Genomic DNA, 17,874 nt, shown 5'->3' on the forward strand with positions numbered 1-17,874 from the left:
GATGCCGCGTGGTTTGTCTGTTTTGGAGGGTCGGGCCCCGGTGCTGCCGGGGCCCGGTGCCGCTAGATGCCGGCGGCTTTGCGGGCGTTCTGTTCGACGAGGTCGAAGTATGCGGTTCGGGACTGCTCTTCGACCCAGAGGTTGTCGTTGCCTTGGCGCATGCCGGCGGCGCCGTCGATGCCTTCGCGGACGATGTCGGCGTGTCCGGCGTGGCGGTGGGTTTCGGCGATCATGTGGGTGAGGATCTGGCCGAGGGTGACGGTGGCGCGGTCGGTGGGCCACCAGGGGACGTTGCCTTGGGCGTCGAGGTCGAGCTCGCGGATGGTGGCGTCGGCGTGGTCCCAGACGCGGCGGTAGAGGTCGGTGACGTAGTCGCGGCTCTCGTCGGGGGTGGCCCAGAGGTCGGCCTGGGGATCGTCGTCGTCCAGCCAGGGCAGGGTTTCGGGGAAGGGGCGGGCGAAGGTGTCGCCGAAGTAGCCGACTTCAGTGCTGGCGAGGTGCTTGACGAGGCCCAGGAGGTTGGTGCCGGTGGGGGTGAGGGGGCGGCGGATGTCGTACTCCCCCAAGCCTTCGAGTTTCCAGAGGACGGCGTCGCGGCCGGACTGGAGGTAGCGGCTCAGGTGGGTTTTGAGGTCGGTCATGGGTGCGAGTGTCCCATCGCGGGCAATCGGATTGCGGGGCTGGGGCCGGTGTTGTTACCGTGGCGTCCGATGACTTCTCATGACGGGCCGTCTCGATACGGCTTTCTGGACTGCAACTCCCCCATCGCCGCTTGGCGTCTCGACCGGCAGGTCGAGGAGTGCGCGGCTGCCGCGCCGCAGCTGATCGTCGACATCGGGTGCGGATGGGGCGAGCTGCTGCAGCGCGTCACCGCGAAGGTGCCGGGCGCGCAGGCGTACGGGATCGACTCGGACCTGGAACTGCTGGAGCGCGGCCGTGCTGGTGCGGCGGCCAAGGGCATCGCCGACCGGGTCGAGTTCGTCGAATACCAGGGCAAGGACTGGGAGACCCCGGCCGACCTGGTGGTCTGCATCGGTGCGGCGCATGCGTTCGGCACGGGCGCGGAAGCGCTGCGCGCGTTGTATCCGCTCGTGAAGCCCGGTGGGCGGCTGCTGTTCGGCGACGGGGTCTGGAACCGGGTCCCGACCGAGTCCGAGCTGGAGCCGATGTGGCCTGGTACGACAGCTGAGGAATTCGTGCTGCTCCCCCGCCTCGTGGACGAGGCGGTCGCGACCGGGTTCCGCCCGCTGAGGGTCGAGTCGGTCGAGCAGTCCGAATGGGACGACTTCGAGTCGCAGTTCCTGGCGGACAAGGAGTCCTGGCTGCTGGCCAATCCCGGTCACTCGAGGGCTGCCGAGATCCGCGAGCAGGCCGACGCGCACCGGGACTGGTGGCTGCGCGGGCACCGGAGGCTCCTCGGGTTCGCTTACCTGACGCTGGGCCGACCGGTCGCATAGGCGTATGCCGAAGGCCCCGAACCGATGCGGTTCGGGGCCTTCGGCGTGTCCGGTCCCCCGCCGTGCCCTCAGAGGGCGGCGAGGACGGCGAGGCCGATGAAGAGGATCTGCTCGGCGGTGCGGATGCCCAGCGGCGTGGCGGGTTTCCCGGCGAGCGGGATGCCGCGGCGGGCAGCCGAGACGTTCGCGGGGAACATCGCGGCCAGCAGGAGCGCCAGGCAGATCGCGGCGGCGGGCGCGGTGGCGGGGATGAGGAGTCCGGCGGCGCCGGCCAGTTCGAGGACGCCGGTGAGGGCGACCAGCGCGGCGGGTTGCGGGAGGCGTTCGGGGATCATGCGGATCATGTCGTCGCGGAATGCGGGGACGAAGTGGACGATGCCGGTGATGAGGAACATGGCGGCGAGGCCGATGCGCAGGGAGGTCTGCCAGTCGAGGGCGTCGACGCCGAGGAGTCCGGTGAGGCGTGCGAGGAGGGTGGCGGCGGTGAGGGTGATGATGGGGACCATGGGGGCGGGCCTTTCTGGGGAGCGCACCAGTGCACGCTTCTTGACAGTGTCAAGTTCATGATGCAGCAGGGATCTTGACACTGTCAAGTGTTGGTGGTGTGGGCTCGGCCTCAGGAGCGCCGTTCGCGCCAGGCGCGCACCTCGGCGTCGACGTCGCGCAGGCCGAACCGCAGCGGCGGGCCCTCGATCGGGCCGATGAGGGCTTTCCTGATGCGCACGTTCAGCGCTTCGACCGCTGCGCGCACGGCGGCGTCGTCGCCCAGCGCGTCGAGGGTCGCAGGGAGCGCTTCGATTTCGCGGGCGAGTTTGAGTGCGGGCGGGAGGGCGTCGAGCCCGATGTTCTCGCGGGTGGCCTGCTGGTGGAGCCACCAGTCCTCGCGCAGCGGCTGCCCGATGCCCGGCAGGGGTTTTCCGGCCCCGGGGAGGTTCTTGAACTCGCCGCGGCCCTCGGCCTCTTGGATCTGGCGGTCGACACCGCGCGCCTGCCTGTCGCTCATCGCAGCCTCCTCGCTAGGGGCTCAATGGTAGCGATGCGGCCGCCTCAGCGGCGAAACCTGGGAGCGGCACGGCGGCGAGCCGTCAATGGGCGGCGTGGATCACCAGCGCGACGGCCGTGAACTGGGCGGCGTAAGCGGCGACGGTGAAGGCGTGGAAGACCTCGTGGAAGCCGAACCACTGCACGGAGGGGTTGGGTCGCTTGAGGGCGTAGATGACGCCGCCGGCGGTGTAGAGCACGCCGCCGGTGATGATCAGGGCGGTGGCGGTGGTGCCGGCGCCTGCGAGGAGCTGGGGCATGACGAAGACGGCTGCCCAGCCCAGGGCGATGTAGAGGGCCGTGGAGAGCCAGCGCGGGGCGCTGAGCCAGAGGGTGCGGAAGGCGACGCCGGCGAGGGCGCCGGTCCAGATGGCGGTGAGGAGTGCGGTGCGGGCGGTGCCGTCGAGGGCGAGTGCGGCGATGGGTGTGTAGGTGCCGGCGATGATGAGGTAGATGTTGGCGTGGTCGAGGCGTTTGAGGCGGGTGGTGGCGCGTTCGGAGAGGTTGGTGCGGTGGTAGAGGGCGGAGATGCCGAAGAGGGCGGCGGAGGTGGCGATGTAGACGGCGGTGGCGAGGCGGCCGGTGAGGGTGGGGGTGGTGGCGATGAGGATGAGTCCGGCGATGATCGCGGTGGGGAAGGCGGCGAGGTGGATCCAGCCGCGGAGGTGGGGTTTGGTGTCGGTGATCGCCAGTGCCATGGGTCGACGGTATCGCTGTTGGTTACTTGCCGGTAGTGCTGCTGCTCCCCCGATCGGGGGTGGGGTTAAGCCCCGATCGGGGGTCTCTTGGCTGGTGGGGCCGTTAGGCTCCGGCCGTGGGCGAGGTGTGGGGCGCTGGCGTGTCGGTGCAGTTGCTGGTGCTGGCGGTGGCGGTGGCGGCGGTGGTGGCGCCGTTGCTGGTGGACCAGTTGGAGCGGTGGGTGCGGTCGCCGAGCGTGGTGGTGGAGATCGTGCTGGGGATCCTCGTCGGGCCGCATCTGCTGGGGTTGGTGCAGGCGCATCTGCTGTTCGAGACGGTGTCGCAGTTGGGGTTGGCGAGCTGTTCTTCCTGGCGGGGTTTGAGATCGATGTCCGGGCGGTGCGGAGGCGGCCGATCACGCTGGCGTCGGTGGGGTGGGGGTTGTCGTTCGCTTTGGCGGCGGGCGGGTTGGCGGTCGCGGGTGCGGGGGCCGCGGTCATGATCGCGGCGATCGGGTTGTGTTCGACGGCGTTGGGGACGATCCTGCCGATCGCGCGGGGTTCGGGTCTGCTGGCGGGGCCGGTGGGGCCGCATCTGATGGCGGTGGGGGCGGTGGGCGAGTTCGCGTTGCTGGCGTTGCTGTATTCGGAGGGGCGTCATCCGGGGTGGACATCGCGTTGGGGGCGTTCGCGGCCGGGGTGCATGCATGCGCTGCTGTCGGCGTTGGACGAGCGGGAGGAGGCTCTGGTGCACTCGAAGCTGGACGGGATCGGGTTCGGTGCGGTGGTGCCGGTGTTCTTCGTCTATGCGGGGGTGACGTTCGATCTGGACGAGTTGCTGGGGTCGGCGCTGGCGTTGGTGCTGATTCCGGTGTTCTTGGCGGCGTTTGCGGCGACGGGGCTGCTGATCGTGGTCGTGGCGGCGTCGACGGCGGCGGAGCGGGGCTTGGTGGAGGAGTCGATCGCGGCGGCGATGCTGTCGGTGCTGCTGTTCCCGCTCATCGGGTTGCGGTGGGCGCGGATGGATACGAGCGCGGTCACGGCGGAGGCGATCTAGCGGGGGTCAGCGCTGGGGCGTAGGCGCGAATACGTTCGTGTGCCGATGCGGGCTCGCGGCGTGGGCGGCGATGGTGGTGGCATGTTCAAGCTTCGCAGGGGCGCGTATCGGGCGCTCGTCATCGTCCATGTGGTCTCGTCGGTCGCCTGGCTGGGGCTGAGTCTGTGTCTGCTGGTCCTCGGTGTGCGGGCGACGGGGGCCGGGGATGCGGCCGGGCAGTATGCGGCCGGGACGGCGATGTCGGCGCTGGCGGGGGCGCTCGCGGTGCCGTTGGGGGCGGCGGCGCTGGTGTCGGGGGTGGTGCTCATGCTCGGCACGAAGTGGACGATCGCGTACACGTGGGTGCTGGTGAAGCTGGTGGCGACGGCGATCACGTTCGCGCTCACGGTGTTCTCGCTGCGGCCGGGGCTGGCCGCGACGGCGGCCTCGCTTGACCCGGATCGTCTGCAGGTGCTGGACAACCAGATCCTGGCGGCGCCGATCGTGTCGTCGTCGGTGTATCTGGGGGCGGTGGTCCTGTCGTACGTCAAGCCGTGGGGACGGCGAGGCGCGCGCGTGCCGGCCCCAGCGCGAGTGCCCGCTCGTAGTGGCCGATGAGCGCGTCGCCTTCGGCTTCCCAGGTGCGGACCTGGACTTTGAGGCGGCCTCGTTCGCCCCATTGGGCGAGGAGGTCGCGGCGTTCGGCGAGGGCCTGGACGGTGGCGGCCAGCGCGGGGGCGTCGCCGGGCGGGAAGTGGGTGCCGTCGACGCCGGGGTCGACGAGTTCGGCGGCGCCGCCGGCGTCGACGGCGACGACGGGGACGCCGGAGGCGTGGGCTTCCTGGATGGTCTGCCCGAACGTCTCGAAGGGTCCGGTGTGGACGAACAGGTCGAGGGAGGCGTAGAGGCGGGAGAGGTCGGTGCCGTGGAGGGCGCCGAGGAAGGTGGCGTGCGGGAGGAGGCGTTCCAGGGCGCGGCGGCGGGGGCCTTCGCCGGCGATGACGAGGCGGATGCCGGGGGTGGCGGCGAGGTCGGTGAGCCAGTGGAGTTGTTTTTCGCGGGCGAGGCGGCCGACGTAGCCGACGAGGAGTTCCCGGTCGGGGGTGAGGGCGTCGTGGAGGGCCTGGTCGCGGTAGCGGGGGTGGAAGCGGTCGGTGTCGACGCCGTGCGGGAGGACGGCGAGGCCGCCGATGCCTTGGGCGGCAAGGGCTTTGGCGGTGCATTCGGAGAGGGCGAGGTTGACGCGGGCGCGGGAGTGGATGGAGCGCAGGCGGTGCCATACGAGTTGTTCGAAGGCGGTGAGGTGGTAGGCGCGGGTATAGGCGGGCAGGTCGGTCTGCCAGACGGCGACGGTGGGGACGCCGCGGCGTTCGGCCCAGGCGGCGGCGCGGGCGGTGTAGCCGAAGGGGCTGGCGAGGTGGACGACGTCGGGGCGGTGGGCGTCGAGGGCGTCGTCGAGGGCGCGGGTGGCGAGTCCGGCGCGGAAGTGCTTGTAGGCGGGGAGCTGGATGGAGGGGACGTGGACGACTGGCCAGTCGAAGACGGGCCGGGGGCCGGGTCCGGGTGCGGGGGCGATGACGACCGGTTCGATCCCGCGGGCGGCCAGGTGGGCGGCGGCCCGGGCCACGGAGCGGGCGACGCCGTTGACCTGGGGAGGGAATGACTCGGTGACCAGTGCGACTCTCATGGTCGGAGCGTAAGTGCCCAGGTGGGCGGGTGGGGGAACCCGACATGGCCCGGGTCTGAACCGCAGCCGATATTCCGGGCCGGGCGGGTTCGGGTGTGGGGGGCGGGTCGCGGTGGGGCGGTGGCGGTGTGGGGGCCGGGGCGGGCGTGGGCGACTTCGATGCGGGGTGGTGTCGTACCCGGAGGGTAGGTATTGGAGGATGCAGCAACCGGTCGGCCCTGGGCCGGCCCTGCGGGTGCCGTTCACTGCGGCGGTGCCCGCCGCAACCTTGTGAAGGAGCCCCCGATGTCACTGTCGAGTGCCGACATCGCTCATCTCGAAGCGGTGCTGGCGCAAGGAAAGAAGCCGAAGGTGGTGTTCACCGACGCTGCCGGGCAGGTCGCCGGGCGCACCGGGAAGGTCGTCGCCCTCGATCCGGGCGGGGTGGACGACTTCGTCCATGTCGCATTCGGGTCCGACGAGCTGTCGTTCTCCGCCGTTGAACTGCGCCTGCCCGCGCCCGGCGAGGGTGCGCGGCGCGCGCCGCGCCAGCGCTCGAGCGAGCCGGCCGCGCCGGTCGCGCCTTCGGGCCCGGGACTGCTGCCCGAGGAGCCCGCGCCGAAACCCAAACCAGCTGTGAGTGAGAGGAAACCCGTGACCGCACCTGAGGTGTCTCAGATGGCCGCCGCCGAGCCTGCGGCGGCCCCGAAGAAGAAGGCCGCCCGGCCGCGCGCCGCGGCCGCGAAGCACCCTGAGCTTTCGATCACGTTGACCTATGAGGACGGGGAGTGGTCGGTCGCGGCCTCCCGCGGCGCCCGCACGGTCGTCAAGGGCGCCAAGGTCGCGCACTCGAACGCGCTGGCGATGTGCCAGGCGTCGGGTTCCGATGAGGTGGCCGAGGTCGTCGACGAGGTGGTCGAGAAGATCCGCTCCGAGGCCGCCGAGGAGGCGTCGCGGCTGCGCCGCCAGCTCGAGGAGGCCGAGGCGCGCCTCGCCGAGCTGAAGTAGCGCAAGGGAAGCCGACGGGCCCGGTGCGGTATCGCACCGGGCCCGGCTGTGTGCGGGGAGCCGCTCGCCCGTGGGGGTGGCTGGGGATGGCGGGCTGTGGCGGTCCGGAACGGACCACTGCCACACGGTTCTGGCATCGGTCGTTCGAGCAGGTCGCTGGCTTGATTTGGGTGCGTGGCGGGTCAGTCTCGGGCGTGCTTGATGTAGATCATGACCGCTTCGCGGGTGGTCTTGACGCCCAGGGATTGGCGGGCCGCGGCGATGCGGCGGTTGGCGGTGCGCAGGGACACGAATTCGGCTTCGGCGGCGGCGGCGATCGTGGAGCCCGCCGCGAGGCGTCCCAGCAGGGCCCGCTGCTCGGCGTCGAGGTCGAGGCCGTCGGCGGCTTCGGCCTTGCCCGGGGTCAACCCGAGAGGCCCGACCCGGCGCAGGTCCGCGGCGAGGCTCAGTGCGAGCGCGCCGGTCGCGACCGCGACGATCCCGGCCCCGCGCGCGGCCGCGAGGACCGCCTGCGAGGCCGTGTGGTCGTCGTTGACCTGCCCGTGGCACACCAGGTGCCGCTCGGCCAGGTCCCAGGCCGGCTCGAGCAGCGCGAACCCGCGGTGCGCCGCCCAACCGGCGGCGGCGCAGCGGCGCACGATCGCGTCCGCGTCGCCGGACGCGCCGACCACGTGCAGCGGCACCTGCTCGACCATCACGCCTCACCGCTCTCGGCGGCCGTCAGCAGCACCGCGGCCTCGGTGCGGGTCTTCGCGCCGAGTTTGCGCATCCCCGAACGGATGTGGGTCTCCACGGTCTCGGCGGTGATGCCGAGGATCTCAGCGATCCGCCGCGACGGATGCCCGGAGGCGACGTGCCGCAGCACTTCGCTCTCGCGGTCGGTCAGTCCCCCGCCGCCGCGCGCCGACCGGCGGTCGCGGCGCACGTCGTGCTTGCGCAGGCCCCGGCGGGCCCTGCCGGCCAGGACGATCAGGCCGTGCTCGTCGGCGATCCGCTCGGCCGCTTCCAGGGCCGCGACGGCGGCCTGCGCGTCGCCCGCGTGCGCGGCGAGCGCGAGGAGGCAGCGGACCTGCTCGCGGGCGGCCAGGCCGTCCCAGGCGGTCGCCGCCTGCGCGAACGGGCCCGGCGCGGCCTTGTCCCACGCCGAGAGCGTCGAAGCGACCGGTACCGGCCACGGGGACTGCTCGGCGGCGACCGGCTCGGTCCCGGTGTCGTAGGCGATCCACCGGCCGGTGATGTGCGCGAGCCCGCCGACCAGGCCCGGCCGGGATTCGGGCGCTTCGGGTCCGGGCTGGCCGTCGAGCCAGGCCGTCTCGTGGTCGAGCCACGCGACGAGCCCTTCGAGCGCGGCAGGGGCGTCCTTCAACCGCGCCAGGCGGGCCCGCGCGGCCCCTAGCGCGCCTGTGTCGGCCTCGGCGAGGGCGATCGAGGCGTCGATGAGCGTGTCCGCGACCGCCGGGAGCGCGTGGTCGGCGAGCGACTGGGCGGCGGCGATGACGTTGTCCAGGCCCGTGCCGGAGAGGACCAGGCACCACGCGGCGGCGGCGAGGAACCGCGTCTGCCACGAGTAGGCGCCCGCGGCCCCGGCCCGGTCGGCAGCCTCGTGCGCGACCGCTTCGGCCTCGACGAGCCGCGCGGCGTCGGCGAGGGCGATCACCCGCGACCACGCGCACCAGAACGCGGTGGTCGCATCCCCCGCGTCGCGCGCCAGCGCCTCGGCGAACGCGAGCGCGTCGGGGTCGTCCCCGGCGAGCGCGGCGGCCAGGCCCGGGTGGGTCAGGTCGGGGTGGGCCTCCCGCAGCGACGCGATCAAGTCGTCCTTTTCAGAGGGTGGGGCGGTGAGGAGGCGGAGCTGGTCGGCTTCGGGCCCTTCGGGTGCGCTTTCGAGGGCGGCGCGGGACTGCGCGGTTTCGCCGAGCGCCAGGAGCGCCCACGCGCGCGCCAGGGCGGCCTCGGGGTCGTCGGGGGCGCGGTCGAGGACGGCGAGCGCGGCGCGGGTGCGTCCGGCCGCGAGCGCGGCGCGGGCGGCGGGCACGGCGTGGGACGCATCGAGGTCGGCGGCGAGGAGGAGCGCTTCGGCGCGGGCCTGCGGGCCCGCGGACTGGGCCGCGTCGAGGGCGGTGGCGAGGGCGCGGTCGGCCAGGCCCGCGGCGTGGGCGTGGCGGGCGGATTCGACGCCGACAGTGGCGTCGGCGAGGCGCTCGTGCATGGACAGGCGGGCGTCGTGGTCGAGGATGCCCGCGGCGACCTCGGCCATCCACGGGCTGGCGGCCCGCAGGTGGGCGCCGTCGGGGACGGTCAGGCCGGCGTCCTGGAGGACGGCGGCGCCGTCGCCGAGGAGGCTCGGGTGCGCCGGCCGGCCCAGGAGGCCGAGCGCGGCGAGCGCGGTGCGGCCCGAGCGCGGCAGGTCGGCGATCGCGGCGGCCGCCGCGGCGGCGGGGTCGCCGGGGGTCTCCAGGTCCAGGTCCTCGCCGGGCGATTCGAGGTTCGCGGCGCGCTTGGCGAGCGCGGTGAGGGCGAGGGGGTTGCCGCCGGCTCGGACGGTGAGGGCGGCAGCGCGCGAGGGCGGCAGCGCGGGCGCGGCCTCGGCGACGAGCCGGGCCGCTTCGGCGTCGGTCAGGTCCGGGACCGGGATGACGGTGGCGGATCCCAGGAGCCGGGCCAGCGCGGTCTCGCTCAGCCGGTTGGGGGTGCGCAGGGCCGCGGCGACCGGGAGGCGCTCGGCGAGGATCGGGAGGACGGCGAGGGTCGCGGCGTCGCACCACTGCAGATCGTCGATGACGAGAAGGCCACCGCGAGTGCGGGAGTAGACCGCCTCGGCCAGCAGCGGCAGGTCGTCGGCGGGCATCCGCGCCCGCGTCGCCCGCTCCAGGGCCAGCGCGGGGGCGCCGGAGAGCATCGCGAGGCCGCCGCCGGCGTGGACCGGGCGTTTGGAGGCCTGCGCGAGCCGCTCGAGCAGGCGCGTGCGCCCGCAGCCGGGAGGGCCGGTAACGACCACCAGGCCGGGTCCGGCCAGCGCTTCGGCCATGGCGTGGAGCGCTTGATCGCGGTCGCCCTGGCCGGGGTCGGCGGGCGCGGAGTCGACGCGTGGTCGGGCCAGACCGGGGGTGGGCGGCGGGGCGGCCAAAAGGGGGCTCCTAACGCTGTGGCACGAATGGGGGAGGCGGCCGGGCGGCTGCGGTTTGTATCGTCGTCTTGTCGACGGAACGCCGACGCCTCTCATGATATTGCGGAACCTTCGATGCCGCAGACCGGCGTCGGCGCCCAGGTGCCGAGAGAACGACGAGAGGGCGGACGCGGGAGCATGGTGGCAGGGCAACTCACCACGAGTGTGGCGGGCATGTGCGAAGAGCTGGCCGGCAAGGTCAGCAGCGCGTCTCGCCCCGTGGTCGAGGAGGTGGCCTCCAGGCTCGGGCAGCCGTTGCGCGTCGCGGTGGCGGGGCGGTTGAAAGCGGGGAAGTCCACGCTGGTCAACGCTTTGATCGGGCGCAGGGTCGCGCCGACGGCGGCCGGTGAGTGCACGCGCGTGGTGACCCAGTTCCGGTACGGCCCGGCCGACCGGGTCGACGTGATCGCCCGCAACGGCACGAAGCACGCGGTCCCGTTGGACGCCAACGGGATGATCCCCACCACGCTGCCGATCCCGGCCGACGAGGCCGCGATGATCGACGTGCAGCTGTCCTCGGACCGGTTGCGGGACTTGACCGTCGTCGACACGCCCGGTCTGCAGTCGGTCAACACCGACATCTCCGATGCGGCGCGCGAGATGCTGTTCGCCGCGCCCATCGCCGACGACGTCGACGACGACTCGCGCGCGGCCGTCGAATCGGCCGAGGCGATCATCTACGTGTTCACCCAGCAGGTCCGCGCCGACGACGTCGAGGCGTTGGAGGCGTTCGCGAAGGCCTCGCAGCAGCTGGCGTCCTCGCCGATGAACGCCCTGGGGCTGTACAACAAGGCCGACAAGCTCGCGCCCGGGCCCGGCCAGGACCCGTGGCCCGTCGCGGGCCCCATCGCCGGCGACCAGGCCGCGGTGCTGCGCCGCTCGGTGTGCGATGTCGTCCCCGTCGTGGGGCTGCTGGCCGAGACCGCCGAAGCGGGCCTGCTGACCGCCGCCGACTGCGAAGCGCTGCGGACCCTCGCGGGACTCGACGAGGACAAGCGGGCGCTCATGCTCGCCTCCGCCGGCCTGTTCCTGTCCACTGAGGGGCCCGTCGACAAGCACCAGCGTCAGCGCCTGCTCGAGCGCCTGGACTTGTACGGCATCCACTTCGCGATCGCGCACCTCGGCGCGAATCCGCACCTGGCCACCGGTGAGCTCGTGCGGCTGCTGTTCGCCGCCTCCGGGTTCCCGCGGCTGCGCACGACCCTGCACCAGATCTTCGGGGTGCGGGCCGATGTCATCAAGGCGGGCTGGGCGCTCGGGCGCCTGGACGCGGCCGCCGCCTCCGGGCCCGCCGCCGACCGCGACCTCTTGAGGGGCGCGGTCGAATCGATCGTCGCCCGCCCCGAATACCACCGGCTGCCGCTCCTGGAGGCCGCCGCGCAAGTCACCACCGGGCAGGTCGCCCTGCCCGAAGCCATGGAAGCCGAAGTCGCGCGCCTCGCTTTGACCGACGACGCCGGCGTCGTTCTCGGCCTCCCCGGCGAAGCCCGCCCCCAGCTGCGCCGCGCCGCCATCGAAGCCGCCGCGCGCTGGCGGGCCTTCGCCAACGGCGGCGCCACACCGGCGCAGGCGCGGGTGGCGAACGTGGTGCATCGTGGTTTCCATCTACTCGCCCAGCGGCTCGGATGAGCCCTAGAACCCGGCCCCGCAGTGGGACGCCTGCACGACCGAAGGAGAGCATTGTGACGAATCGACTCGGCGGACCGCTGGTGGGAGCCCTCGTGGGCCTCGCCGCCGCCGCCCTGGGCGCGGTGTTCCTCACCGGCGGGTTCGATCCGGTGACTTTGGCCGTCGCGGCCGGGTCGGTCCTCGTCACCGCCGTGGTCGCCGTCCTCACCGGACGGTCGATCGCGCCCGCGCCGGCACCGCAGGCGGCGCCGCCGGTCTCCGGTGTGCCCTTCTCCCCTGGGCCGTCGGGGCCGATCCCGGTGCAGCAGCTGCAGGAGCCGGCCCGTGCCGCGCAGGCCATGTCCGACCGCAACGCCCTCGTCGAGGCGTGCATCTGGATGCGCGACCGCGCCACCTCCCCCGCGCTCGCGCAGCACCTCGACGGCGCGTTCGCCCGCGTCGGCGTCGCCCAGGTCGATGCGACCGGGCAGCGGTTCGACCCGGCCGTGCACGAGGCCGGATCCACCATCGCCGCCGGGTCCCCCGCTGAGGACGGCATCATCGCCCGCACCGAGCAGATCGGCTACACCGACCGCGGCCGCCTCCTGCGCCACCCCATCGTCACCGTCTACCGGGGCCAGGTGCGGGCATGACCGACACCGCCACCCCGCCCCCGGCCGCGAAGCCGGCCACGGTGAAGAAGGCCGCGACGCCCGCGAAGCCGAACCCGGCCCAGCAGATCCACAAGCTGTGCGCCCGCGCCGCCAAGGCGGGCAACGCCTCCCTGCGCACCGTCGACGCGAAGGCCGCCGCCGAAGTCGACGAGGTCTCGCGCTGGCAGCCCGACAAGCCCGTCGCCGTCGTGGTCGGCGAGACGAAGCGCGGCAAGTCCTCGCTCGTGAACGCCCTCCTCGGCATGCCCGGACTGTCGCCGGTGGACGCCCAGGTGGCGACCACGGCGTACCTCGAGTTCGCCTGGGCCGAGCAGGCGTCGGTGCGCGCCTGGCAGCCCGGCGCGGCCGACCCGATGCTCCTGGGCGTGGGCGACCTGCGCAACTGGGCGACCCGGCTGGGGACGATGCCCCCGGGCATGGTGCCGCCCAGGCGGATGCTCGTGGGCCACCCCTCGGCGCTGCTCAAGCACATGTCCGTCGTGGACACGCCCGGGACGGGCGGGCTCGACCCCGACCACGCGCAGATCGCGCTCGAAGCGGTCGCGCGCGCCACGTGCCTGATCATGGTCACCGACGCGTCCTCGCCGATGGCGAAGACCGAACTGGACTTCCTCACCGAGGCGTCCAAGCGCGTCAACTTCGTCGTGTTCGCCCTGACCAAGACCGACACCTACCCGGGGTGGCGCACGGTCATGGAGGAGAACCGCTCGCTGATCGAGGCGCACGCGCCGCGCTTCCGCAACGCCCCGCACTACCCGGTGTCGGCGATGCTCGCCGAGCACGCCCTCAACTCGCAGGGCCCCACCCGCCAGGCCCTCGCGAAGGAGTCGGGGATCGGGAAGATGCAGCGGGCCCTCGTCAAGGTCGCCACCGCCGGGAAGGCGCTGGTCGCGGCGAACGTGGTCCGCGCGGTGCGCACCGAGTTCCAGCGGCTCGCCGTCTCCGCCGCCGCCGACATGAAGGCCTACGACCCCGACCCTGAGGCCGCCAACCGGCTCAAGGAGGAGAAGAAGCAGGCCCTCGCCTTGCGGCGCACCGAGACGAAGAAGGCGAACCTCGCCCTCCGGGTGGAGACGCAGCGGGCCAAGATCGAAGTCCAGGGCCGCCTGCGCACCCACTTGCAGGAGCTCGAGGAGGCGCTGCTCGACGAGGTCGAGAAGGCCAACAAGGCCGCGCTCGAATCGCTGCCGAACCGGGTCGACATCGCCCTGCAGGGCATCGCCGCGCGCCTCTCGGGCGAGCTGCACCAGCGGTTCGTGCTCCTGGCCGAACGCGTGCTGCGGCAGGTGTTCAACGACGACGAGCTGCGCCAGGCCACCAACTCGATCTCCGCGGGCCTGCGCACGGCCGCCTCCGGGCGGGCCCGGCGCGGCGACAACTCCGACGGCGCGCTGCTCGTGGCGTCCTCGGCAGGTGTGGCGATGATGGCCGGACGCGCGGTCACCATGGGCGCCGGTGCGATCGGCCTCGGCGCGGTCGCCGGGGTCGGGGCCATCGCCCTGACCGCCTCCGGTGTCGGCATCGGCCTCGCCGCCGCCGCGTTCCTGCTGTACCGCCGCAAAATCCAAGGCAACCGCGCCGCCGCGAAGCAGTGGGTCCAGCGGGTCATCGCCGAAGCCCGGGCGAACCTCAACGAGGAGATCAGCTTCCGCTTCACCGAGGTCGAGTTCGTGTTCAACTCCACGCTGGACGACGCCCTGGAGCGCCGCGCCGCCGAGTTCGACGCGCGGATCTCCGCCGCCGAGAACGCCCAGAAGGCCGACCAGGCCGCCAGGGCGAAGAAGCAGGCGGCGCTCAAGCAGCGCCGCGACTCCATGGCCGCCAAGGTCAAACAGCTCGACGAGGTGCTGGCAAAGGCCCGCACCCTCGTCCCAGGCGAGGAGGATGCGTGATGGATGAGTTCGACGCCTTCGAGCCCGAAGGCAACGCGGACTTCGACACCGGCGACCTCGATGACGACGCGGACGCCCCCGCATTGGACGAGTTCGACGACGGCGAGGTTCCCGGCGACGACGACCTCGAAGGATTCGCGTTCGACGGAGCCGAGACCGACTTCGACGGCGACGAAGCGCTCGAGGAGGACTTCACCGTCGACGCCGAATTCGACGACGACGCGGTCGAGGACGAGGCCCCCGCGGGCGACGAGACCGCCTACGCCGCCACGTACGAGGATCTCCTCGTCGACGAGGCCGACAACCCGCCGAACTTCCCGCCCGAACTGGACCTCGACGTCCCCGAACCGGTCGACGGCTACCCCTGGGTCGACCTTGACGTGCTCGGCTCGGCCGAGGCCGAGCCGTGGGTGAACTCCGGCTCCTCGGTCGACGCCTCCGAGTACGCGATCGCCGACGTCGACGACCCCGCCGCTTCCGCGCTCGCCCGGTTCTGGCAGGGCTAGCACCGGCGTCGGCGCGCCCGGCAGCCGCCGACCCGGCACCGCCCCGGAGCACGTTCGCGGATGACGCTTGCCCGAGGGGCCGAGCGGGCCGTTCGCGCGGTTGTTTAGCGGATCGTAAGCACGGTCGCCGACGGTTCGGCGCGGGAAGCGCGATGATGGAGGGGTGAACACCACGCACCCCGCCAGCGCCCGCGCCTGGGCCCTCGCCGGATCGGTCGCGGCCCTCGCCGGCCTCGCCGTCGGGCATCTCGCCGCGGCCTTCGCCGCGCCCCGCTCCGCGCCGCTGTCGGTCCTCGCCGACGCCGTGATCGCCGTCGTCCCCCTCGAGGTGTCGCACTGGTTCATCGACCTGGTCGGCACCGCGGACAAGCCGCTGCTCATCGCCGGCCTCGCCATCGGCGTCGCCGTCGCCGGAGCGGTCGCGGGCCTGGCGTGGCGGCGCTCCCCGCAGGTCGGCCTGGCCGTCTTCGCGGCGCTGGGCGTGATCGGCGCGGCCGCGGCGGTCTCGCGTCCCGGACTCGGCGCCGCCGCCGCCATCCCCTCGATCCTCGCCGCCGGTCTCGCCGCGCTGGCGTTGACCTGGTGGGACGTGCAGGGCCGCAAACGGACCGTGACGGGCCGCCGCGGGTTCCTCGGCCTCACCGCCGCGCTCGGCGCGGCCGCGGTCGCCGGATCCTGGTGGGCCTCCAGGCTCGGACCGGCCGCGATCGAAGCCGACCGCGACGCGCTCGTCCTCCCCGAACCCGACGTCCCCGCGGTCGAACCGGGCCCCGGCGCCGACTTCGAGCAGGCGGGCCTGTCCTCGTACTGGACGCCGAACCGCGACTTCTACCGCATCGACACCGCCATCACCGTCCCGCGTATCGACGTCGACGACTGGTCGCTGCGCGTCCACGGCATGGTCGACCGCGAACGCACGTACACGATGGAGGAGCTCCTCGGCCGCGAGCTGATCGAACGCGACATCACCTTGTGCTGCGTGTCGAACCAGGTCGGCGGCGAACTCGTCGGCAACGCCCGCTGGCTGGGGGTCTCGCTCGCCGAACTCCTCGCCGAGGCCGGGGTGGACCCGGCCGCCGACCAGCTCGTGTCCCGCTCCTCCGACGGCTGGACCGCCGGGTCCCCCACCGACCTCGTCTTCGACGGCCGCGACGCCATGATCGCCCTCGGCATGAACGGCGCCCCGCTGCCGGTCGACCACGGCTGGCCCGCCCGCCTCGTCATCCCCGGCCTGTACGGGTACGTGTCGGCCACGAAGTGGGTCACCGAGCTCGAACTGACCACGTTCGACGCCTACGACGCGTACTGGATCACCCGCGGCTGGTCGACCCCGCGGCCCATCAAGACCCAGTCGCGGATCGACACGCCCCGTTCGAAGGCCGACTCGGGCACGGTGGTCGTCGCAGGGGTCGCGTGGGCGCAGCACCGCGGGATCTCGGCCGTGGAACTGCGAGTCGACAATGGCGACTGGCGCGAGTGCGCACTGTCCGATGTCGCCACCGGGGACACGTGGCGGCAATGGCTCGTGGAATGGGAGGCCGAGCCCGGTGAGCACACGCTCACCGTCCGCGCCACCGACGGTGAAGGGATTCCGCAGACCAGCGAGGTGCAAGGGGTCGTACCCGACGGCGCCACCGGGCTCCACAGTGTCACCGTCACCGTCTCGTGAAGCACCGAATGAGACGCATCCGTATGAAAATGTCGGACCTGGCGACACCCGAAGCGGCAATGCGGCGGTAGATTGACTCCATTACCGTCGAGACCGACGCCCGACTCCCCTCACGGGCACCGGCCCGTCCCCGCACGACCGACCGGGAGCCGCGTGGTGAACGAACCAGACCACTACCGCGTCCTCGGGGTCAGCCCGCAGGCCCCGAAAGCCGACATACAAGCGGCCTATCGCCGCCGGCTGCGCGAGACCCACCCCGACCGCGGCGGCGACGAGGACGAGTTCCACCTCGTCCAAGGCGCCTGGGAGACCCTCTCCCACCCTGGGCTGCGCCGCGAATACGACCTGCTGCGCTTCGGCCGCCGCGCCGCCCGCCGCTACGGCAAGGCCGCCGCGAAACCCTCGCACCGCAAAGTCCGCGGCTGGAACGTCTCGCCCGCGCCGCAGCCCGCCGCGCAGGGCTTCCCCGCCGAGGGCGCCCTCGTCGCCGTCCCCTGGCACGCCAGGCTGCGCCTCACCCGGCCCGTGCACCGGCCCTCGGCCTGGGCCGCGGCCGCATACATGGCCGCGGTCGGCGCCGTCTGGGTCTTCTGCGGGCTCGGCTACCTCGGGCAGGCGCTCGCCGCCGACGGCTGGCTGTTCCTGGCCCTGGCCATCCCGGTCACGATCGCCGTCGCCATCATCGTGCTCGTCCAGACCAGCCGCGCCCTCAGGCGCCGCCCCGACACCGCGCCGAACCCGCCCACCGGGCGGCTCATCATCGCGTTCCTGTTCGCCACCGCCGTCGTCTGGCTCGCCGGCCTCTCGACGCCGTGGGGCTGGGCACTGGGCGTCTACGTGCTCACCGGCACCGCCCTGGCGTGGACGGTGAAGCGCCTGCGGTACACGCTGGCGCTGCGCCGCTCCGTCGGCGGGGCCCTGCGCCAGTTCAACGCGTTCGGGCCCGCGGGAACCCGCCCGAAGGCGGACCGGTCCACGGGCAAGCTCCTGCGCGAAGTGCTCACGAACCTGCCCGCGGCGCGGCTGTTCGTGGCACTGCCGGTGGACCTGGAGACGCGCGTGCCGCATGCGATCGTCTGCGGCGACCGGATCGCGCTGCTGTGCGCGCCGGTCGGGCGCGACAGCGCCGATGTGGACTCCGTGAACCTCGCCGAGGCCGTCAAGGCCCTCGACGCGGCGCTGCCGGACGCGAACGTGCAGGGCTGGGTGCTGTGGCCGACTCTGCCCGAGACCGCCCGCGCGGGCGAGGCCGCCGCCGTCCACGACGTCGCGGTCGGCCAGGCCGCCAGCGATATCGGCCTGTGGCTCGCAGCGGGCGGCATGGTCTACGACCTGCCGGTGCTCCAGGCGCTGCGGATGCGCCTCGCGGCGGTGCCGGCCCCGCGCACCGGGGACCGGACCCCGGTCGTGCGCACCTGAGTTCAGCTGCCTCAGTCCTTGTCCGCTGCCGCACCGCAGATCCGCTCCGCCGCAG

General features: G+C 73.1%; 18 protein-coding genes. 11 read left to right on the forward strand and 7 right to left on the reverse strand.

Going from position 1 to position 17,874, the window contains the following annotated elements; all coding sequences use genetic code 11:
* Positions 1 to 62: 62 nt before the first annotated feature.
* On the reverse strand, positions 63 to 641 hold the full coding sequence (locus tag O1R50_RS11010; RefSeq protein ID WP_270110073.1) for a DinB family protein: 579 nt from the start codon (positions 639 to 641) through the stop codon (positions 63 to 65).
* A 69-nt stretch (positions 642 to 710) separates the two neighbouring features.
* Between O1R50_RS11010 and O1R50_RS11015 the strand changes: the two genes are divergently transcribed.
* Positions 711 to 1,457, forward strand: a complete 747-nt coding sequence (locus O1R50_RS11015) for an SAM-dependent methyltransferase (protein ID WP_270110074.1) — start codon at positions 711 to 713, stop codon at positions 1,455 to 1,457.
* A gap of 68 nt (positions 1,458 to 1,525) precedes the next feature.
* Here O1R50_RS11015 and O1R50_RS11020 read toward each other — a convergent pair whose 3' ends face one another.
* The 3 genes from O1R50_RS11020 to trhA form a co-directional block, all read right to left on the reverse strand.
* On the reverse strand, positions 1,526 to 1,963 hold the full coding sequence (locus O1R50_RS11020) for a DoxX family protein (RefSeq protein ID WP_270110075.1): 438 nt from the start codon (positions 1,961 to 1,963) through the stop codon (positions 1,526 to 1,528).
* A 110-nt stretch (positions 1,964 to 2,073) separates the two neighbouring features.
* The gene (locus O1R50_RS11025) at positions 2,074 to 2,460 is read right to left on the reverse strand and encodes a DnaJ family domain-containing protein (RefSeq protein ID WP_270110076.1); all 387 of its coding nucleotides are present in this window, start codon (positions 2,458 to 2,460) and stop codon (positions 2,074 to 2,076) included.
* Positions 2,461 to 2,542: 82 nt separating this feature from the next.
* Positions 2,543 to 3,196: a PAQR family membrane homeostasis protein TrhA gene (trhA, locus tag O1R50_RS11030; protein ID WP_270110077.1), complete on the reverse strand. Its 654-nt coding sequence runs from the start codon at positions 3,194 to 3,196 to the stop codon at positions 2,543 to 2,545.
* 116 nt (positions 3,197 to 3,312) lie between these two features.
* Between trhA and O1R50_RS11035 the strand changes: the two genes are divergently transcribed.
* The 3 genes from O1R50_RS11035 to O1R50_RS11045 all read left to right on the forward strand — a co-directional run bounded on the left by O1R50_RS11035 (position 3,313) and on the right by O1R50_RS11045 (position 4,829).
* Positions 3,313 to 3,678 carry a cation:proton antiporter gene (locus O1R50_RS11035; RefSeq protein WP_270110078.1) on the forward strand — a complete coding sequence of 122 codons (366 nt, stop codon included), beginning with the start codon at positions 3,313 to 3,315 and terminating at the stop codon, positions 3,676 to 3,678.
* Entirely contained in the window at positions 3,675 to 4,232 is a 558-nt protein-coding gene (locus O1R50_RS11040) for a hypothetical protein (RefSeq protein ID WP_270110079.1), read from the forward strand. The genes O1R50_RS11035 and O1R50_RS11040 overlap by 4 nt, the downstream gene beginning before the upstream one ends.
* Positions 4,233 to 4,313: 81 nt before the next feature.
* Positions 4,314 to 4,829, forward strand: coding sequence for a hypothetical protein (locus tag O1R50_RS11045; protein ID WP_270110080.1), 516 nt, complete (start codon positions 4,314 to 4,316; stop codon positions 4,827 to 4,829).
* Here O1R50_RS11045 and O1R50_RS11050 read toward each other — a convergent pair.
* On the reverse strand, positions 4,759 to 5,898 hold the full coding sequence (locus O1R50_RS11050; protein ID WP_270110081.1) for a glycosyltransferase: 1,140 nt from the start codon (positions 5,896 to 5,898) through the stop codon (positions 4,759 to 4,761). The genes O1R50_RS11045 and O1R50_RS11050 overlap by 71 nt on opposite strands.
* Positions 5,899 to 6,183: 285 nt before the next feature.
* On the opposite strand from O1R50_RS11050, the gene O1R50_RS11055 reads away from it, so the two are divergent.
* Positions 6,184 to 6,885, forward strand: a complete 702-nt coding sequence (locus O1R50_RS11055; RefSeq protein WP_270110082.1) for a hypothetical protein — start codon at positions 6,184 to 6,186, stop codon at positions 6,883 to 6,885.
* Between the two features lie 182 nt (positions 6,886 to 7,067).
* Here the strand turns inward: O1R50_RS11055 and O1R50_RS11060 are convergent, their stop codons facing one another.
* Both O1R50_RS11060 and O1R50_RS11065 read right to left on the reverse strand, forming a co-directional pair.
* Positions 7,068 to 7,580 (reverse strand): LuxR family transcriptional regulator, encoded by a 513-nt coding sequence (locus O1R50_RS11060; protein ID WP_270110173.1) that lies wholly within the window; start codon positions 7,578 to 7,580, stop codon positions 7,068 to 7,070.
* A complete protein-coding gene (locus O1R50_RS11065; protein ID WP_270110083.1) occupies positions 7,580 to 10,012 on the reverse strand; it encodes a LuxR C-terminal-related transcriptional regulator in 2,433 nt (810 codons plus the stop codon). The genes O1R50_RS11060 and O1R50_RS11065 overlap by 1 nt, the downstream gene beginning before the upstream one ends.
* 177 nt (positions 10,013 to 10,189) lie before the next feature.
* Between O1R50_RS11065 and O1R50_RS11070 the strand changes: the two genes are divergently transcribed.
* From O1R50_RS11070 to O1R50_RS11095, 6 genes are all read left to right on the forward strand, one after another.
* Complete coding sequence (locus O1R50_RS11070) at positions 10,190 to 11,680, forward strand: dynamin family protein (protein ID WP_270110084.1); 1,491 nt, start codon at positions 10,190 to 10,192, stop codon at positions 11,678 to 11,680.
* Between the two features lie 53 nt (positions 11,681 to 11,733).
* Complete coding sequence (locus tag O1R50_RS11075) at positions 11,734 to 12,312, forward strand: nucleotide exchange factor GrpE (RefSeq protein WP_270110085.1); 579 nt, start codon at positions 11,734 to 11,736, stop codon at positions 12,310 to 12,312.
* Positions 12,309 to 14,225 carry a dynamin family protein gene (locus tag O1R50_RS11080; protein ID WP_270110086.1) on the forward strand — a complete coding sequence of 639 codons (1,917 nt, stop codon included), beginning with the start codon at positions 12,309 to 12,311 and terminating at the stop codon, positions 14,223 to 14,225. The genes O1R50_RS11075 and O1R50_RS11080 overlap by 4 nt, the downstream gene beginning before the upstream one ends.
* Positions 14,225 to 14,731, forward strand: a complete 507-nt coding sequence (locus tag O1R50_RS11085) for a hypothetical protein (RefSeq protein ID WP_270110087.1) — start codon at positions 14,225 to 14,227, stop codon at positions 14,729 to 14,731. Before O1R50_RS11080 ends, O1R50_RS11085 begins: the two co-directional genes overlap by 1 nt.
* A 163-nt stretch (positions 14,732 to 14,894) precedes the next feature.
* Entirely contained in the window at positions 14,895 to 16,400 is a 1,506-nt protein-coding gene (locus tag O1R50_RS11090) for a molybdopterin-dependent oxidoreductase (RefSeq protein WP_270110088.1), read from the forward strand.
* A gap of 156 nt (positions 16,401 to 16,556) precedes the next feature.
* On the forward strand, positions 16,557 to 17,819 hold the full coding sequence (locus tag O1R50_RS11095; protein WP_270110089.1) for a J domain-containing protein: 1,263 nt from the start codon (positions 16,557 to 16,559) through the stop codon (positions 17,817 to 17,819).
* Positions 17,820 to 17,874: the final 55 nt, after the last annotated feature.

This window comes from Glycomyces luteolus (assembly GCF_027622875.1).
Taxonomy (GTDB): Bacteria; Actinomycetota; Actinomycetes; order Mycobacteriales; family Micromonosporaceae; genus Glycomyces; species Glycomyces luteolus.

What these genes read in the sequence shown, in the direction of transcription:
- trhA (WP_270110077.1), bottom strand. Translation starts at nt 3,196, where the DNA reads ATGGCACTGGCGATCACCGACACCAAACCCCACCTCCGCGGCTGGATC.
- O1R50_RS11060 (WP_270110173.1), bottom strand. Translation starts at nt 7,580, where the DNA reads ATGGTCGAGCAGGTGCCGCTGCACGTGGTCGGCGCGTCCGGCGACGCG.
- O1R50_RS11085 (WP_270110087.1), top strand. Translation starts at nt 14,225, where the DNA reads ATGGATGAGTTCGACGCCTTCGAGCCCGAAGGCAACGCGGACTTCGAC.
- O1R50_RS11020 (WP_270110075.1), bottom strand. Translation starts at nt 1,963, where the DNA reads ATGGTCCCCATCATCACCCTCACCGCCGCCACCCTCCTCGCACGCCTC.
- O1R50_RS11045 (WP_270110080.1), top strand. Translation starts at nt 4,314, where the DNA reads ATGTTCAAGCTTCGCAGGGGCGCGTATCGGGCGCTCGTCATCGTCCAT.
- O1R50_RS11015 (WP_270110074.1), top strand. Translation starts at nt 711, where the DNA reads ATGACTTCTCATGACGGGCCGTCTCGATACGGCTTTCTGGACTGCAAC.
- O1R50_RS11070 (WP_270110084.1), top strand. Translation starts at nt 10,190, where the DNA reads ATGGTGGCAGGGCAACTCACCACGAGTGTGGCGGGCATGTGCGAAGAG.
- O1R50_RS11050 (WP_270110081.1), bottom strand. Translation starts at nt 5,898, where the DNA reads ATGAGAGTCGCACTGGTCACCGAGTCATTCCCTCCCCAGGTCAACGGC.
- O1R50_RS11010 (WP_270110073.1), bottom strand. Translation starts at nt 641, where the DNA reads ATGACCGACCTCAAAACCCACCTGAGCCGCTACCTCCAGTCCGGCCGC.
- O1R50_RS11040 (WP_270110079.1), top strand. Translation starts at nt 3,675, where the DNA reads ATGATCGCGGCGATCGGGTTGTGTTCGACGGCGTTGGGGACGATCCTG.
- O1R50_RS11055 (WP_270110082.1), top strand. Translation starts at nt 6,184, where the DNA reads ATGTCACTGTCGAGTGCCGACATCGCTCATCTCGAAGCGGTGCTGGCG.
- O1R50_RS11080 (WP_270110086.1), top strand. Translation starts at nt 12,309, where the DNA reads ATGACCGACACCGCCACCCCGCCCCCGGCCGCGAAGCCGGCCACGGTG.
- O1R50_RS11025 (WP_270110076.1), bottom strand. Translation starts at nt 2,460, where the DNA reads ATGAGCGACAGGCAGGCGCGCGGTGTCGACCGCCAGATCCAAGAGGCC.